The following is a 16,786-nucleotide window of genomic DNA, read 5'->3' as shown; positions in this document are numbered from 1 at the left end:
GTGCCCCGGGGGCGCTCGGCAAACTCACGCCACCGTGGTGGGCACCATGACCCGGGTCGTCCGATCCGCCAGGATACGGCGATACAGCCGCTCGTGATCGCGCGCCATGCGCAGCCTGCCGAACCGCTGCTCGGCGGCCGCGCGGCAGTCCCGGCGATCGAGGGTGTGCACCTGATCGAGCGCGTCCACCATCTCGTCGACGTCGCGGCAGAGGAATCCGGTCTTGCCGTGCTCCACGATCTCCGGTGCCGCGCCGTTGGGGAACGCGAGAACCGGTGTGCCGCAAGCCAATGCCTCGGCCATCACCAGGCCGAACGGTTCGGGCCATTCGATCGGATTGATCAACGCGTCGGCGTGGCGCACCAGTTCGACCCGGCGCGCGGTCGGTTCCTCACGCGGCTCGGGATCGTCGGGGCCCATCAGTGGACGCACCCGCTCAGTGTAGTAGCGGCGCTCCTCTGGTTCGCGCATCTTGGTGATCATGATCAGCTTGCGCCGGGCGAGCCGGGCGATCTGCACCGCGCGGTGCACGCCCTTCGTTTCGTTCATCCGGCCGACGAAAACCACGTAACCGCCGCCGCCCGGGCCGTATCGGTGGGCGTCGAGGTCGATGCCGTGATGGATCACCTCGGCGATCGGCACGCTGCCCGCCATCTGCCGTTGCGCCTCGGAGATCGCGACGATGCTGGCGTGGCGCGCCATCGAACGGAACAGTTCCTGGCGCATTTCCGAGAAAGGTCCGTGGTTGGTGACCACGACCGGTGGTCCGTTCTGAATGGCGCCGACGAACGGGCCTAGCGAGGTGTGGTCGTGAATGATGTCGACGTCGGCGAGCGTCTCGTAGGCCGCGAGCACGTGCATCAGCTCGGCCTCACCGACGCCGATCTGCGTGGTCGGATGCTCGTACAGCGAGTATCGGCGCACCGGGCAGGTGGAGTCGCCCACCGTGAACAGGTGCACGTCGTGGCCGAGCTGGTCGAGGCCGACCGAGAGATTGCCGACCACCGCTTCGGTGCCGCCGTAGGCGGGCGGTGGTACCGGGACCCATGGCGGGACTATCTGCCCGATTCTCATGGGAGCCTGCGTCCTTCGACGCCACGCCCTTTCTCGGCGGGGCCCCAGTGCGCGCCGCAGCCGCCGCAGCGCGTCAGGACATCGGGTAGTTCATCGAAGAGGTCCGATCCGCAGGACGGACAGGCACGCGGCGATCCGAAGATCGCGCTGAAATCTAGTGTCGCTGAATATGTCATCGCTCGAGTTCCCACGCACATATGAGCCTTATGGCTCCGCTGCCCACGGCCCCTCTGGTTGACTTCATTGCAAGCTTACCCGGAACGTCGTTATCTACTCGTGGCTTTCGGGGGCTGCTTTCGTCCGGTTGACGACGACGGGGAGGCCGACGTGCTCGAGGTATTTCTGGTCGACGATCACGAAATCGTCCGGCGCGGTCTGATCGATCTGCTGGAGGGTGATCCCGAGCTGACGGTGATCGGCGAGGCAGGCGATGTCGCGCAGGCGATGGCCCGAATTCCGGTGCTACGCCCCGATGTCGCGGTGCTCGATGTCCGGCTGCCCGACGGCAACGGCATCGAACTGTGCCGCGACCTGCTCGCCGAGGTCGAGGGGTTGCGCTGCCTGATTCTCACCTCGTATACCGACGAGCAGGCGATGCTCGACGCGATCCTGGCCGGAGCCAGCGGATACGTCGTGAAGAACATCAAGGGCATGGAACTGGCCGCCGCGATCAAGGCGGTCGGCGCGGGCCGTTCGCTGCTGGACAACCGGGCGGCGGCCGCGTTGCGGGCGCGGCTGCGCGACGGCGCTCCCGACGACGACGGGCCGCTGGCCGGGCTCACCGAGCAGGAGCGCAGGCTGCTCGCCCTGCTCGGTGAGGGACTGACCAACCGGCAGATCGCGGCGCGAATGTTCCTGGCGGAGAAGACGGTGAAGAACTACGTGTCGAGGCTGCTTGCCAAGCTCGGCATGGAGCGACGCACCCAGGCGGCGGTGCTGGCCAGCAAACTCGGCGAGCGCTGACCCACGACATGACCGACGCCGTGCCGCACTCCGTGTTCGACACGTTGCGCACCATCGTGGACACCGCGACCAGGATCGCCGTGGACAACGCCAGGCTGGTCGAGTGGGCACGCACCCGGCAGGCGTGGATCGAGGCGAACCGGGATATCGCCACCGAGTTCCTGGCGGGCACCGAACCGGATCGGGTGCTCGCGCAGGTGGTCGAGCACGCGCGCACGTTGACCAGATCGGAGCAGGCGATCCTCGCGGTGGTCGAGCCGGGCATTCCGCCCGAGGAGGCCACGGAACTCGTTGTGGCGCAATGGTCCCGGACGGCCGCGCCGGTCGAGGGGCACACCGTACGGCTCACCGACACCGCCGCGGGCAAGGCCTTCGCGGAGCGCTCGTCCGTGCAGCTGGCCGACGCGCGAGGCATCGATATCGGGGCTCCGGTCGACGCGGCCGGACCCACGCTGATCCTGCCGTTGCAGACCGCCGGGGTGGTGCTCGGCGTGCTGATCGTCGTACGCGCGCCCGACTCCGAGCCGTACTCCGACGAACTCGGCAGGCTCGCCGCGGCGTTCACCGATCAGGCCGCGCTGGCCATGCAGCTGGCCGAGGCGCAGCGCCGGGCGCGCGAGCTGGACGTGCTCGCCGATCGCGACCGGATCGCGCGCGACCTGCACGACCACGTCATCCAGCGGGTCTTCGCGGTCGGCCTCGGCCTGCAGGGCGTGGCCGCGCGGGTCGACGATCCGCAAGTCCAGCAACGACTTTCGGACGAGATCGACCGGCTGCAGGAGATCGTGCACGAGATCCGCACGACGATCTTCGATCTGCACGGCGGCGCGGGCACCTCGCTGCGACGCCGCCTGGAAGACGCGGTGCGGCAGCAGACCGCGGCGACCCCGATCCGGGCGCGACTGCGCGTCGACGGGCCGCTGTCGGTGGTCGGGCCCGCGCTGGCCGATCACGCGGAAGCCGTTGTGCGCGAATCGGTCAGCAATGCGGTGCGGCACTCCGGCGGCGACGCGGTGACGATCGAGATCACCGTCGCCGACGAGTTGACGATCCTGGTGCAGGACAACGGATCCGGCGTGCCGGACGACGTAATCGCCAGCGGCCTGGCCAATCTCGCGCAGCGGGCGGCCGAATCGGAGGGCCGGTGCAGCATCGAGCACGCCGCGACCGGTGGGACCCGGGTGCTCTGGTCGGTCCCGCTGAGTTGAGTTCTTCGGCTAGGCCGGTTCGATGAGGCTGAGATCTCCGTCGTAGCGGCGGTACAGCAGGCGGCCGCGACCGTCGGCCGGGTCGGTGAAGAACAGGAACGGCAGCCCGTGATGGCACAGCACGTGCGCGGCCCGGTCCTCGTCGAGGACGGGTGCGGGTTCCGAATCCACTGTCAGCGGCAGCAGATTCACCGTCGGCGGGCTGCTCACCGCCACATTCTGGCGGAACAGGCGGACGCCGAGCGGATCGCTCCAGGCCACCACGGCCTCCGTGCCGGACTCGCCGTCGGTGAACAGGTACGCGTCGTAGTCCATCGCGTCCATCACCGCGGTTGCCTCGGCGGGGGTGCCGGTGAGCAGTTCGCATTGCTTGCGGCGCACGATCGGGCGCGGCGCGGTGACCTCGGCCAGCGGCGGGCGGGCCGGATCGGGCCAGTCACGGGACTGGGTGGTCGCCAGTCGGGCCAACTGCCGGTCCAGCCGTTCGGCGGCGAAGGTTACCGCGAACCCGCCGGGCCCGGTGACCTGCACGCGGGTGGCGATGTCGCGGCAGCGAATGTTGGCCTGCACCACGGTCGCCTCGCCGGCGTCGGCGGGCGCGGTCACGCGCACCCTGGTCGCTGCGTCGAGGTGGTGGCGGCGCAGCACCCGGCCGATCGCCCGGACGGCTCGTGTCACGTCCACGTCCGGTACCGCGCCGAACGTGGTCACTGCTAGATCGAGATCACTTGCGGTCAGCCAGTGTTGTGGTGACGACATATGCAACAGCCCCGACGACTTCATGTGACACGCCCTGCCTTCGATATTCGATCCCGTAGCCCCATGTCACCATCGCAGTGCCGTGGCGAACAGGGCCGAAAGTCCCCGAAGGTCGAACTAGACTGGGACAAGGCGCAGTTCGCGCGCCCACCACAAGGGGAAGCCGATATGAGCGACGATCGCGGCAACGACCCCTATTCCGTGCGCGATACCCTGTCGCAACTGCGGTTGCGTGAGTTGCTCAGCGAGGTCAAGGAGCGGGTCGAGCTCATTCTCGATTCGCGCGACCGAATGGACGGTTTGGTCGAGGCGATGCTGGCCGTCACCTCCGGCCTGGACCTGGACGAGACCCTGCGCACCATCGTGCGCACCGCGATCAGCCTGGTCGACGCCCGCTACGGCGCGCTCGCCGTGCGCGGCCACGATCAGCAGGTGGTGCAGTTCATCGATGAGGGGTTCGACGACGAAACCCGCAGTGCCATCGGACGATTGCCCGAAGGGCACGGCGTGCTCGGCGTGGTGTTCCACCAGTCGAAACCGCTGCGACTCGACGAGCTTACCAATCACCCTGCCTCCGTTGGCCTTCCACCACATCACCCGCCGATGCACACCTTCCTCGGGGTGCCGGTGCGGATCCGCGGCGAGGTGTTCGGCAGCCTCTACCTGACCGAGAAGGCGGGCGGGCAGCCGTTCACCGACGATGACGACGTGCTGGTGCAGGCGCTCGCGGCCGCGGCGGGCATCGCGGTGGACAACGCCAGGCTCTACGAATCGGCGCGCACGAGGCAGGCATGGATCGCGGCGACCAGGGACATCGCCACCGAACTGCTGGCGGGCAACCAGTCCGCCAGCGTGCTCGCGCACGTGGTCGAGCATGCGCGCACGTTGACCGGCTCGCACCAGTCGTTCCTGGCGGGGCCCGACGACACCGGCGATGCCACCGAGCTCTCCGTCACCCAATGGTGCGGTCCCGGTGCGGGATACGAGGGCAAGACCCTGCACACCGAGGGCACCGCGCTCGGCGAGGCGTTCACCCGCCGCACCCCGCTGCGCTTCGACGACGCGGGCACGGTCAGCCTCGGCCTCGCACTGCCCGACGCCGGACCGCTGCTGATCCTGCCGCTGTGCACCCCCGACACCACACTGGGCGTGCTGACCACGGTGCGCCCGGTCGGCGCGGCACCGTACTCCGACGAACTGGTCGAGCTGACCGCCGCGTTCACCGACCAGGCGGCGCTGGCCATGCAACTGGCCGACGCGCAGCAGCGGATGCGCGACATGGACATCCTGGCCGATCGCGATCGGATCGCGCGCGACCTGCACGACCACGTCATCCAGCGCCTGTTCGCGGTCGGCATAACGCTGCAGGGCGCGGTCGCCAGGGCTACTGTTCCCGAAGTGCGACAACGCCTTTCGACCGTGGTCAACGATCTGCAGGAGGTCGTGCAGGAGATCCGCACCTCGATCTTCGACCTGCACGGCGGCCACGGCAACCCGCTGCAGCAGCGGATCGAGCACGCGATCCGCCAGCAGACCGCCGAAACCACAGTGCGGTCGACGTTTTCGGTGGCCGGCCCGCTGTCGGTCCTGGAGGCCGAGCTGGCCGATCACGCGGAAGCCGTAGTGCGCGAAGCGGTCAGCAATGCGGTCCGGCACTCGGGGGCGGATACTGTCGCGGTGGAGATCAGCGTCGACGACGATCTGACCATTGTGGTGACCGACAACGGCTGGGGCATCCCGAATCACGTGGTGCGCAGCGGACTACGGAATCTGGAGCAGCGCGCGGAGAAGGCGGACGGACAGTTCATCATCGGCACGGCCGGGAACACGACGGAAGACGGCGACGCGATGCCGGGTACCCGGCTGTGCTGGTCGGTGCCGCTGCCGTGAGAGCGGATTCAGTCGACCGGCCCCAGCAGCACCATGGAGTTGTTGCCGCCCATGCCCAGCGACAACTTCGCGGTGATGCCCCCCTCGAACGGCTGCGGCCCGTCCAGCAGGCGCGGATGCGGCGACGCGACGATCGGCGCGGCGGGCATGATGCCGCGCTCGTAGCCCAGCGCGGCCGCGGCCACCTCGACACCGGCGGACGCGCCCTGGCAGTGACCCGCCATCTGCTTGAGCGCATAGACGTGCGGCTGGTCGCCGAACATGCCTGCCAGCAGATCCTGTTCCGCCATGTCGCATTGCCGGGTGCCGGAGCCGTGCGCGTTGAGATAGCGCACGTCCGCGGCGGACACCCCGGCGTTGTCCAGGGCGCGCCGGGCGCACTCGAAGATCCGCTCGTGGCTGGGATCAACCGACACCACGTGATAGGCGTCGTTGCTCATGCCGCCGCCGAGCACCGCGGCGTACGGCTGCCGCACCGTGCGGCTCAGCACGACGGCCACCGACGCCTCGCCAAAGCAGAAGCCGCGGCTGCCCTCCTGGAACGGCCGGCAGCCGTCCAACGGTTCGGTATCGGTCACCGCGGCGCCGATGCCCGCGAAGTGTTCGACCATGTCCGGGGTGCCGGACATGTCGGTGGCGACGCACACCACGTCGTCGGCGATGCCCGCGTCCAGCCAGAGTTGCGCGGTGATCAGCGCCGCGTTGGCCGAGCTGCACGTCGCGGACACGTTCATGGCCGGGCCGTGGAAGCCGAACTCCTGCATCAGTACCGAGATGGGGGTGGACGGGATCAGCGGCAGGTAGTCGCGGGACCGGCGATGGCCGTGATCGACGAGATAGAAGTCGCGCCAGTTGGCCACGTCGCCGAGCACGATCGCGTGCAGCAGACCGACCGTGCGGCCCGGTTGCCAGCCGCGTGCCAGCGCGTCGGTGATCGCTTCCCTGGCCGACTCATGCATGGCCCGGCCGTATCGGCTCGGGCTGACCGCGGGATCGCCGCCGTCGGGCACCAGCGCCACCCAGGCATCCTCGTCGCGACCGGGTCCGTAGCCCGACTGCACCGAGGCCGCCGACTTCCCGCTGAGCAGTCCGTCCCACAGTGCCTCGCGACCCCAGCCGTACGCGGTGACGGCACCGATTCCGGCCAGCGTCATATGATCTTGATGCTGTTGTCGGTTGCTCGGGGTACCACCCGGCATCGCATCGCTCCTTCACCGCTTCCGCAGCCTAGCTGCGGTCGACCAGATAATTCCTGGAGAACAGGTTCTGTAATGATCACCAGACAGTGCCCGATTAAGTGCCCGAACTGTGATCGAAGCAATAGCGTCGACGCTGTGATGTTGTGCACGCCGATACCAGAATAATCCCATGTTCCAATGGCCATAATCGGGTCGACGATCGGGGGTTCGAGTGGGTGAGGACAAAGTGGCCGCCGCGGTCGACGCTGCCGAGCAGCTAGCTGAGCGCTACCGGTCGCTGGTCGAGCACTCCCCCGATGGCATCTGCGTGCACGAGCGCGGCGTCCTCGTCTACGCCAACCCCGCCACTGTGCGTTTGCTGGCCGCCGAGAGCGCCGACGAGGTGATCGGCAAACCACTCACCCAGTTCGTCCATCCCAGCTCGGTTCCGGGGATGCTGGAGCGGATCAGCCACCTCACCACCAAGGGCGCCGCGTCCAATCCGACCGAGATGCTGCTGATCCGGCTGGACGGCGTTCCGGTGCCGGTGGCGACCGTGTCGGTGCTCACCGCCTGGCACGACCACCTCGCCTACCAGGTCGTCATCCACGACCTCACCGCCCAGCGACACGCCGAGGCCGCGCAGCACTTGGCCGAGCAGCACTTCACCACGGTCGTCTCGCAGTTGGAGGAGGGCGTGGTGGTGATCGATCCGGACGGCCGCATCGAGTCCGCCAACCCGGCGGCCATGCGCATCTTCGGCAGCGATGAATCCGACGACGCGCTCGTCGGCAAAACCATCCAGTCGCTGCCGTTGACCCTGCTCGACGCGAACGCGCAGCCGCTGGCCCCGACCCGCCACCCGATCGCCCGCACCCTGGCCACCGGCGAGACCATCACCGGCTACGTCTTCGGCGTCGACCGGGCCGAAGGGCAGCGACGCTGGCTGTCGGGCAGCAGCCGCCTGCTCAATCCCGGCGATCGGCGCTCGTCCGCGGTCTCCTCGTTCGCCGACATCACCGAATTCCGGGCCAGCAGGCGGCAATTGGAGTACCAGGCCACGCACGACTCGCTGACCGGGCTGGCGAATCGTTCACTGATCCTGTCCCAACTGGCCGGCGCGCTGGCCACCAGCGAGAACCTGCCGGTGTCCACGGTGCTCTTCATCGACCTGGACGGGTTCAAGGCGATCAACGACACGCTCGGGCACGCCATCGGCGACACGGTGCTGCAGATCGTCGCGCAGCGGTTGCAGCGCGCGCTGCGCGGCGACGACATCGTCGGCAGGCTCGGCGGCGACGAATTCCTGGTACTGCTCTCCGGTGGCACCCGACGGGTGGACATCGACGCGCTGGTGGCCCGGCTGCGCTCGACGATGGCCGAGCCGATCATCGCGCGCGGGCACCGGATCGAGGTGAACGCCTCGATCGGCGTCACCCCGCTCACCGTCGGCGACCGCCGCACCCCCGAGGCCGTGCTGCACGATGCGGACCTGGCGATGTACCGAGCCAAGCCGTCCGGGCATCGCGAAGGCGCGGCCAGCTTGGGGCGCAGGCCGAACAGCACCCACGCTTCCTGACGGGTCCGATCCATGGTTCTCGAAGATTTCCGCGAGTCGCCGGAATACCCGCGGTGGTCGGAACTGTTGGATCACTTCTATGACCCGTTCCCGGTGGTCGAACACGCAACACCAGTAACCGTCGCGCACAACGGCGGCTCGTGGACGACGCGACACCGGGTACACCTGCGGATACGGCGACCACGCCGCAATCGCAGTAGACTCGACAACCTTGTTTTCCGAACGTTCGCGTGCGTATTGCCATGCGTGTGTACCGTTCGCTCGGCTCATCGCGGTGAAGGAGTTCAGTTTGCCCGACCTCACTCAGGACCGTGCCACTCACGGCGGTGCCGAGCTGGCGCTCGGCTCCGCCGTTCCTGAAGGACGCGGTGCCGATGGCTCACTCGCTGCGCTCGCTCACGACGGCGCGCCCGAGCTGACCCGCGAGACCGAACAGGAACAGAAATACCTGTCGGTGCTGTACGACCGGCTCGACGAGATGCGCGACTACGCCCGCAACCGGTTGCGCACCGTGCTACTGGAATCCGGTGGCACCCCGCAGGCCCGCAGCGAACGCGAGTCGTTCAGCCAGCTCTACAACGAGGACCTCGCCAAATACGATGCGGCAGAACACGGTCTGTGTTTCGGCCGGATCGATCTGGCCGACGAATACCGCTACATCGGCAGGCTCGGCATCCTCGACGAGAAGGACGATTACGAGACCCTGCTGCTGGATTGGCGCGCCCCGCTGGCCCGCCCGTTCTACCTGGCCACCACCGCGGCACCGGACGGCGTGACCCGGCGCAGGCACATCCGCTCGCGCAACCGCAATGTCACCGCGATCAACGACGAATACCTCGATCTCGATGCCGCACGACAGGCAGGCGCGGCCGACGGCGACGCCGGGGTCGGCGCCGAAAGCGCGCTACTCGCCGCGCTCAACGCCGCCCGCACCGGCCACATGAACGACATCGTCGAGACCATCCAGCACGAGCAGGACGCGATCATCCGCTCGGAGCACAAGAGCGTGCTGGTGGTGCAGGGCGGGCCGGGCACCGGCAAGACGGCCGTCGCGCTGCACCGTGCCGCCTACCTGCTCTACACCTACCGTCAGCAGCTGGCCAAGAGCGGCGTGCTGATCATCGGGCCGAACGCCACCTTCCTGGACTACATCGGCCAGGTGCTCCCCTCGCTCGGTGAGACCGGTGTGCTGCTGTCCACCATCGGCGACCTCTATCCGGGCGTGAAGGCGACCCGTGAGGACTCGTTGCGGGCGGGCGAGATCAAGGGCTCGCTGGACATCCTGGAGGTGCTCAAGCAGGCGACGCGCGACCGGCAGGAGGTGCCGTCCGAACCGGTCCGGCTCAGCTTCGACGGCTACCAGGTGACCCTGGATCGCAAGATCGCCACCCGGGCTCGCGGCCGAGCCCGTTCGTCGCGGCGCCCGCACAATCTGGCCAAGCCGATCTTCACGAGCGCCGTGATCGACGCGCTCACCGAGCAGCTCGCCGAGACCATGGGTGCCGACCTGTCCGGCGGCCCGAGCCTGCTCAGCCGCACCGACATTGCCGAGATCCGGGACGAGATGCGGGCCGACCCGGAGATCCAGCAGGCCATCGGCAAGCTGTGGCCGCTGCTGTCCCCGCAGGACGTGCTCGCCGATCTGCTCGCCGACCCGAAGCGACTCGACCGCGCGGCAAGCACGCTGTCCGCCGAGGATCGGGCCGAACTGGTGCGACCGGACAACGGCGAGTTCAGCGCCGCCGACGCACCGCTGCTCGACGAGCTGGCCGAGCTGCTCGGCGTGGACGACACCGAGGAACGCGAACGCTCCCGGCGCCGCTGGCGGGCCCAGCTCGCCGAGGCGCAGGACGCGCTGGACATCCTGACCGGTTCGGCGCCACAGGATCTCGAAGACGAGCTCGACCCGGAAATCCTGATGGCCTACGACCTGATCGACGCGAGCCAGCTCGCCGAACGCCAGGACGTGCGCGCCAGGCAGACCACCGCCGAGCGCGCCGCGGGCGACCGCACCTGGACCTACGGGCACGTCATCGTGGACGAGGCGCAGGAGCTGTCGGAGATGGCCTGGCGAATGGTGATGCGGCGCATCCCGAATCGCTGGATCACCGTGGTCGGCGATGTCGCGCAGACCGGTGATCCAGCGGGCGCGTCGTCGTGGCAGCGGGTGCTGGAACCGTATGTGGCCAAACGGTGGAAGCTCACCGAGCTGACCGTGAACTACCGGACCCCGGCCGAGATCATGGACGTGGCCGCGGACGTGCTGGCCGCGATCGACCCCGAAGCGACCGCGCCACGCTCGGTGCGCGACAGCGGCAACCCGCCGCGCGGGTACCGGGTGGCCGCGAACGAGGTGCGCGACCAGGTCGCGAAGCTGGTCGCCGAGGAGACCGGCCCCGGCACGACCGCCGTAATCGCGCCGCACCCGCTGATCGAGGAGCTGTCCGAACTTGCGGATGAGTCGGTGCGGGTGCTGACCGTGCACGACGTGAAGGGTCTGGAGTTCGACGCGGTGTATCTGGTGGAGCCGCAAGCGATCCTGGACGAATCACCGCGCGGGCTCAACGACCTGTACGTGGCGCTGACCCGCGCGACGCAGCGGCTCGGTGTAATCCACAGCGAGGACCTCCCCGAGGTGCTGAGCGCCCTGGCCTGACTCCCCCCGCCCCCGACCGAAGGCCCCCTTCAGTCGTCCATACAGACCAAAGGCGCCCTTCGGTCGAGACTCTTACTCGGCTGAAGGGCACCTTTGGTCGGTCTGCCGTACCGAAGGGGGCCTTCGGTCGGGGGAGCTACCGCACCGTGTGGACGATCAGCACGTCCGAGCGGGACTTGCGGGCGACGTCGGACGGCACGGAGCCGAGCAGGCGACCCGTCAGGGTGTTGAGGCCGCGGTTACCGACGACGAGCAGGTCGGCTTCCACTTCCTTGATCAGCGTGAGCAGCGACTCGACGGGCTCGCCGACCACGGCGCGCTCGACGATGTCCGTCGCGCCCGCGGCGGCGGCCTTGTCCCGCGCGGTGCGCAGGATCTCGTTGGTGGGGGCGGACCCGCGCACCTGGTAGGCCTCGTCCTTGAGCACATCCGCGGCGGCGGCCACGTCGCGATCGTCGGTCGGGTAGTAAGCACACGCGATGACCAGGGTCGCGGCGGACACTCCAGCCAGCGCGGCGGCCTTCTCGACGGCGACGTACGACGAGTCCGAGCCATCAGTACCGACAACAATGGTTCGGTAGGCGGTCATTCTCTCCTCCAACTATGCGGTGGTCAGGGTGCCTAAGTCCGGGTGCACACCAAGACCTGCCCCGGCGCAGCGACTTGCGTCGACCCTAGCGGCAAACGGAGCGGAAATATCAGAAATCGCAGCACATCACATTGATGGTGTCCTGGTATTGGCGCCACACGTTCGCCAAGAAATGCGGGAAGGGCATGAGCAACCTGGGCGGACACAATTGCCAGGTCCCGAAACTGTGATCAAGCACAACAGCACTGAACGGTCTTGTCCCCGTGGGATATTCGTCACACACCAGCGACGATCGGACAGACATCGGCCCGCCTCGGCGCGCAAATCACGCACCGGGACGGGCCGCTGGAGCCTGGGACTAGCGTGCCATTAAGGCCACTGCTGGTAGTTCGCCCAGAATAAGCCGAGAATCGCTCCGATGATGTCCATGCCTTCCTCTCCCTGCAGTAAAAAGGACGCGCAATATTAGCGCGGCAAGCGGGGTCAGAGGTCGAAAAGCGGTCCGGTGATGGTCAATCCGAGGTCATCGACATGGGCGAAGAAGGCAAACAGCATCAACGCGGCACCGGCGAGTGCCAGATTCTTGTTGAAGTTGACCATTTCGCCCTGCTTGGCCTGCGGATCCGTTTCCTTCCAGAACTGGTGCATCAGCACCGCGGTCACCACCAGCAGGGCCGCGAGCAGCAGCGACCCGAGATCGGCCCACACGCCGAGCAACACGCTCAGCCCGCCGAGACCGAACAACGCACCCGAACCGAGGACCGACAGCTTGGCCATCGGCACACCCTTGCTCGCCGCATAGCCCGCCATCTGTTCGGCCTGCATGAAGTGCCCGAGCGCGGAGCTCAGGAACAACACCGAGAACAACACCCGTCCGATCAACACCACGACATCCATGTCCAGCTCCTTTTTTGGCTGACAGTAGGTAGTGCAACATTCAACTAAGCAACCCGGGAGCTATCCCCCGGGCGGTGGTCGAATGGTCGAATACGGTCGGCCCAGCAACTATGTCCTGGTCGGGATGACCTTTGCTGTGACCTCGTTGCGCGAGCGTAGCGAATTCTTGGCGTATTCCAGTGGAGCCATTCCGACTTCCGCAGTGAACTCGCGCGAGAAGTGCGCCTGATCGAAGTATCCCAGTTCCGCGGCCAGTGTGGCGAGATCTTCGGTACGACCGCGCGCGAGTAGTTCGGCGCCGTCCTGCAGGCGGTAGCGGCGCAGCACCCATTTCGGGCCGGCGCCGACGTAGCGACGGAACATCCGCTGCAGCGTGCGGGTCGGGATGTCGAAGCGGTCGGTGATCTGATCGACCCTGGTCAGGTCCTGGTCCTGCGCCATCGCGTCGATGATGCGCAGCACCAGGCGGTAGGTCGGATCGTCGGCGGCGGGGCGGGCGGCGAGGAAGTCTTCGAGGACGGCGCGGCGCTGTTCGTCGGTGGGCGCGTCGAGGACACGGTCGGCCAGGCCGCGCGCGTCGGGCATGACGTCGGTGAGTTCGACGGAGGTGTCGCGGAACGAACCGACGTCGAGTCCGGTGCAGGCGCCGAAGCCGCCCGCGCGGAACCGCGCGCCGAACACCTCACCCGCGCCGCTGAGTTCCCGGATGAACTTCGTCGTGCACACACCGTTGACGAAACCGCCTGTGCGGGAGTCGGATCGCTCGAAGGTGACGTTCACGCTCGGATAGGACAGCACCTCGGCCCGGTACGGCGGCCTGCCGCGCAGATCCCAGCGCACCGTCCAGTACCACTCGACGAACCGGTCCACGGCCGGGCCGGCGGGCAGCCGGGCCAGCGAGCGGTACTTGGCCTGTTCGTCCGGGTGCAGGATGCCGGTGGTGTCGGCGGGGGCCGCCGGGTTCCGCGGCAGCGGCTCGGAATCAGTAGTGCCGGGCAAGGTTTCCACCGTGTCGCTTTCTTACAAGACCATCGGCACGCCGCCGACCAGGATTGATGTCATGACCAACACCGTGAATCCCATTGCCGAGGGCTACCACTCCATCACCTGTTTCCTGGCGGTCGCCGATGGCAACAAGGCCATCGACTTCTACTCCGCCGTCTTCGGGGCCGAGGTGATCACCCGCAACGACCTGCCCGACGGTCAGCCCGCGCACGCCGAGCTGAAGATCGGCGACTCCACGCTGCAACTGGGCATGCCCATCCCGGACAACAACGTGCTCGCCCCGAACGGCGAGTGGGTGCACACCTCGATCGTGCACTACTGCCCCGATGTCGACGCGGTCATCAAGCTCGCCGTCGAAAACGGCGCCCGCAGTGCCGAAGAGCCCCAAACCTTCGTCACCGGAGACCGTTTCGGCGTGGTGATCGACCCCTTCGGTCACCGCTGGGCCGTGATCACCAAGGTCGAGGACGTCTCCGTCGAGGAGGCCAAGCGCCGCGTCGACGAGTGGATGGCCACGCAGAGCTGACGCTCGAGAGGGCTCAGCGTTCCCGCACATCTTCTTGCGCCAGGCACGGTGTGTCACACGGCAAGTCGAGGTGCGGGAACGCAAAGGGTGTGCGGGAGCACAGCAGGTGTGCGGCTCGCCCCTTTGCCCGCCTGGCCTGGGCGGCGCGGCCGCACCTGCCGCGCTCAACTCAATCCGGCGGCGTCCATGCCGCGCAGTTCCTTCTTGAGATCGGCGATCTCGTCGCGCAGTCGGCCTGCGAGCTCGAACTGCAGCTCGCGGGCCGCGTTCATCATCTGCGCGGTGAGTTCCTTGACCAGGTCGGCGAGTTCGGCGCGCGGCATCGACTTGATGTCGCGGCCCTCGTAGACGCCCGCGCTGACCGCACGGCCGGGCTCGCCCTGGGCGCGGCGACCGCGGCTGGAGTTGCGGCCGGAGCCGCCGACCTCGACCTCGGTGTCGTTTGCCTCCAGATACACCTGGTCCAGAATGTCGGCGATCTTCTTGCGCAACGGTTGTGGGTCGATGCCCTTCTCCGTGTTGTAGGCGACCTGCTTGGCCCGGCGGCGATCGGTCTCGTCGATGGCGTGCCGCATCGAGTCGGTGATCTTGTCGGCGTACATGTGCACCTCGCCGGACACGTTGCGCGCCGCGCGGCCGATGGTCTGGATCAGGCTGGTGCTGCTGCGCAGGAAGCCTTCCTTGTCCGCGTCGAGGATCGCGACCAGCGACACCTCGGGCAGGTCGAGACCCTCACGCAACAGGTTGATGCCGACCAGCACGTCGTACTCGCCGAGCCGCAGCTGCCGCAGCAGTTCGACGCGGCGCAGCGTGTCGATCTCCGAGTGCAGATACCGCACCCGCACACCGAGCCCGAGCAGATAGTCGGTGAGATCCTCCGACATCTTCTTGGTAAGCGTGGTGACCAGTACTCGCTCGTCCTTCTCGGTGCGCAGCCGGATCTCGTGCACCAGGTCGTCGATCTGGCCCTTGGTCGGCTTGACCACGACCTGCGGATCGACCAGGCCGGTCGGGCGGATGACCTGCTCGACCACCTCGCCACCGACCTGGCCCAGCTCGTAGGGACCGGGGGTGGCGGACAGGTACACCGCCTGGCCGATCCGGTCGGCGAACTCTTCCCACGTAAGCGGCCGGTTGTCCACCGCGGACGGCAGCCGGAACCCGAACTCGACCAGGTTGCGCTTGCGCGACATGTCGCCCTCGTACATGCCGCCGATCTGCGGCACCGTCACGTGCGACTCGTCGATGACGAGCAGGAAGTCGTCGGGGAAGTAGTCGAGCAGCGTCGCGGGCGCCGACCCGGCCGGGCGGCCGTCGATGTGCCGCGAGTAGTTCTCGATGCCGGAGCAGAACCCGACCTGCCGGATCATCTCCAGGTCGTACTGGGTGCGCATGCGCAGCCGCTGGGCTTCGAGCAGCTTGCCCTGTCGTTCCAGCTCGGCCAGCCGCACTTCCAGCTCGGCCTCGATGTCACGCACCGCGCGCTCCATCCGTTCCGGGCCCGCGACGTAGTGGGTGGCCGGGAAGATGCGCAGCATGTCGACCTGGCGAACGACGTCGCCGGTGAGCGGGTGCAGGTAATACAGTGCCTCGATCTCGTCACCGAAGAACTCGATGCGGACCGCGAGCTCCTCGTAGGACGGGATGATCTCGACGGTGTCGCCGCGCACCCGGAACGAGCCACGGGTGAACGCCATGTCGTTGCGGGTGTACTGCACGTCGACCAGTAGCCGCAGCAGCGCGTCGCGGTCGACCTCGCCGCCGACCTCGAGCTGCACCGACCGGTCCATGTAGGACTGCGGAGTGCCGAGGCCGTAGATGCACGACACCGACGCGACCACCACGACATCGCGGCGGGACAGCAGGCTCGAGGTCGCCGAGTGCCGCAGCCGCTCGACGTCGTCGTTGATCGAGCTGTCCTTCTCGATGTAGGTGTCGGTCTGCGCGATGTACGCCTCGGGTTGGTAGTAGTCGTAGTACGAGACGAAGTACTCGACGGCGTTGTTCGGCAGCATCTCTCGCAGCTCGTTGGCCAGCTGCGCGGCGAGGGTCTTGTTCGGCGCCATCACCAGTGTCGGGCGCTGCAGCCGCTCGATGAGCCAGGCGGTGGTCGCCGACTTGCCGGTGCCGGTGGCGCCGAGCAGCACGACGTCGCGCTCCCCCGCCTTGATCCGCCGTTCGAGCTCCTCGATGGCGGCGGGCTGGTCGCCGGCGGGCACGTGCTCACTGACCACTTGGAAACGCGCGTCGCTGCGCTCGATCTCGCCGACGGGCCGATGCTCGGAGTGTGCCAGCGGGGTCTCGCCCGCGACCCTCTCCTCGTAGCCTTCCGTCGGAATCTCGGTTGCGAATGCCATGCTCACCAGCCTAAGCCCAGCCACCGACAGATTTCTCTGGTCGCCGGGGCGGTGGCCATCGTCGACCCGGGCGAGTGGGTTTCGACCGGCCTGGTCCGCCGGGTC

At 67.8% G+C, this 16,786-nt stretch carries 13 protein-coding genes; 6 read left to right on the top strand and 7 right to left on the bottom strand.

The window, feature by feature from the left end:
* Positions 1-24: 24 nt before the first annotated feature.
* A complete protein-coding gene (locus ACQPW1_RS16920; protein ID WP_433663647.1) occupies positions 25-1,074 on the bottom strand; it encodes a glycosyltransferase in 1,050 nt (349 codons plus the stop codon).
* Positions 1,075-1,401: 327 nt separating this feature from the next.
* Between ACQPW1_RS16920 and ACQPW1_RS16915 the strand changes: the two genes are divergently transcribed.
* Both ACQPW1_RS16915 and ACQPW1_RS16910 read left to right on the top strand, forming a co-directional pair.
* Entirely contained in the window at positions 1,402-2,037 is a 636-nt protein-coding gene (locus tag ACQPW1_RS16915; RefSeq protein WP_040733746.1) for a response regulator, read from the top strand.
* An 8-nt stretch (positions 2,038-2,045) separates the two neighbouring features.
* Positions 2,046-3,245 (top strand): sensor histidine kinase, encoded by a 1,200-nt coding sequence (locus tag ACQPW1_RS16910; protein ID WP_433663646.1) that lies wholly within the window; start codon positions 2,046-2,048, stop codon positions 3,243-3,245.
* 9 nt (positions 3,246-3,254) lie between these two features.
* Here the strand turns inward: ACQPW1_RS16910 and ACQPW1_RS16905 are convergent, their stop codons facing one another.
* Entirely contained in the window at positions 3,255-4,028 is a 774-nt protein-coding gene (locus ACQPW1_RS16905) for a sigma 54 modulation/S30EA ribosomal C-terminal domain-containing protein (RefSeq protein WP_433663645.1), read from the bottom strand.
* A 144-nt stretch (positions 4,029-4,172) separates the two neighbouring features.
* Between ACQPW1_RS16905 and ACQPW1_RS16900 the strand changes: the two genes are divergently transcribed.
* Complete coding sequence (locus tag ACQPW1_RS16900) at positions 4,173-5,894, top strand: sensor histidine kinase (RefSeq protein WP_433663644.1); 1,722 nt, start codon at positions 4,173-4,175, stop codon at positions 5,892-5,894.
* An 8-nt stretch (positions 5,895-5,902) separates the two neighbouring features.
* Here the strand turns inward: ACQPW1_RS16900 and ACQPW1_RS16895 are convergent, their stop codons facing one another.
* A complete protein-coding gene (locus ACQPW1_RS16895; protein WP_433663643.1) occupies positions 5,903-7,093 on the bottom strand; it encodes a beta-ketoacyl synthase N-terminal-like domain-containing protein in 1,191 nt (396 codons plus the stop codon).
* A 211-nt stretch (positions 7,094-7,304) separates the two neighbouring features.
* Here ACQPW1_RS16895 and ACQPW1_RS16890 point away from each other — a divergent pair, with 211 nt between their 5' ends.
* The gene (locus tag ACQPW1_RS16890; protein ID WP_433663642.1) at positions 7,305-8,651 is read left to right on the top strand and encodes a diguanylate cyclase domain-containing protein; all 1,347 of its coding nucleotides are present in this window, start codon (positions 7,305-7,307) and stop codon (positions 8,649-8,651) included.
* Between the two features lie 415 nt (positions 8,652-9,066).
* Positions 9,067-11,307 (top strand): HelD family protein, encoded by a 2,241-nt coding sequence (locus ACQPW1_RS16885; RefSeq protein ID WP_433665264.1) that lies wholly within the window; start codon positions 9,067-9,069, stop codon positions 11,305-11,307.
* Positions 11,308-11,443: 136 nt separating this feature from the next.
* Here ACQPW1_RS16885 and ACQPW1_RS16880 read toward each other — a convergent pair whose 3' ends face one another.
* The 3 genes from ACQPW1_RS16880 to ACQPW1_RS16870 form a co-directional block, all read right to left on the bottom strand.
* Positions 11,444-11,896 (bottom strand): universal stress protein, encoded by a 453-nt coding sequence (locus tag ACQPW1_RS16880; RefSeq protein WP_433663641.1) that lies wholly within the window; start codon positions 11,894-11,896, stop codon positions 11,444-11,446.
* Between the two features lie 483 nt (positions 11,897-12,379).
* Positions 12,380-12,793 (bottom strand): DoxX family protein, encoded by a 414-nt coding sequence (locus ACQPW1_RS16875; RefSeq protein WP_433663640.1) that lies wholly within the window; start codon positions 12,791-12,793, stop codon positions 12,380-12,382.
* Positions 12,794-12,901: 108 nt separating this feature from the next.
* The gene (locus ACQPW1_RS16870; RefSeq protein ID WP_433663639.1) at positions 12,902-13,792 is read right to left on the bottom strand and encodes a helix-turn-helix domain-containing protein; all 891 of its coding nucleotides are present in this window, start codon (positions 13,790-13,792) and stop codon (positions 12,902-12,904) included.
* A gap of 61 nt (positions 13,793-13,853) precedes the next feature.
* Here ACQPW1_RS16870 and ACQPW1_RS16865 point away from each other — a divergent pair, with 61 nt between their 5' ends.
* Complete coding sequence (locus ACQPW1_RS16865; protein ID WP_433665263.1) at positions 13,854-14,324, top strand: VOC family protein; 471 nt, start codon at positions 13,854-13,856, stop codon at positions 14,322-14,324.
* A 164-nt stretch (positions 14,325-14,488) separates the two neighbouring features.
* Here the strand turns inward: ACQPW1_RS16865 and uvrB are convergent, their stop codons facing one another.
* A complete protein-coding gene (uvrB, locus tag ACQPW1_RS16860; RefSeq protein WP_433663638.1) occupies positions 14,489-16,681 on the bottom strand; it encodes an excinuclease ABC subunit UvrB in 2,193 nt (730 codons plus the stop codon).
* Positions 16,682-16,786 lie beyond the last annotated feature (105 nt).

Source organism: Nocardia sp. CA-128927 (genome assembly GCF_050955855.1).
Taxonomy (GTDB): Bacteria; Actinomycetota; Actinomycetes; order Mycobacteriales; family Mycobacteriaceae; genus Nocardia.
This window is presented reverse-complemented; position numbering and strand designations above follow the sequence as displayed.

Bases quoted from the DNA above. Each gene is read 5' to 3' on its own strand.
- ACQPW1_RS16880 (WP_433663641.1), bottom strand. From the start codon at position 11,896: ATGACCGCCTACCGAACCATTGTTGTCGGTACTGATGGCTCGGACTCG.
- ACQPW1_RS16865 (WP_433665263.1), top strand. From the start codon at position 13,854: ATGACCAACACCGTGAATCCCATTGCCGAGGGCTACCACTCCATCACC.
- uvrB (WP_433663638.1), bottom strand. From the start codon at position 16,681: ATGGCATTCGCAACCGAGATTCCGACGGAAGGCTACGAGGAGAGGGTC.
- ACQPW1_RS16910 (WP_433663646.1), top strand. From the start codon at position 2,046: ATGACCGACGCCGTGCCGCACTCCGTGTTCGACACGTTGCGCACCATC.
- ACQPW1_RS16920 (WP_433663647.1), bottom strand. From the start codon at position 1,074: ATGAGAATCGGGCAGATAGTCCCGCCATGGGTCCCGGTACCACCGCCC.
- ACQPW1_RS16895 (WP_433663643.1), bottom strand. From the start codon at position 7,093: ATGCCGGGTGGTACCCCGAGCAACCGACAACAGCATCAAGATCATATG.
- ACQPW1_RS16905 (WP_433663645.1), bottom strand. From the start codon at position 4,028: ATGAAGTCGTCGGGGCTGTTGCATATGTCGTCACCACAACACTGGCTG.
- ACQPW1_RS16900 (WP_433663644.1), top strand. From the start codon at position 4,173: ATGAGCGACGATCGCGGCAACGACCCCTATTCCGTGCGCGATACCCTG.
- ACQPW1_RS16875 (WP_433663640.1), bottom strand. From the start codon at position 12,793: ATGGATGTCGTGGTGTTGATCGGACGGGTGTTGTTCTCGGTGTTGTTC.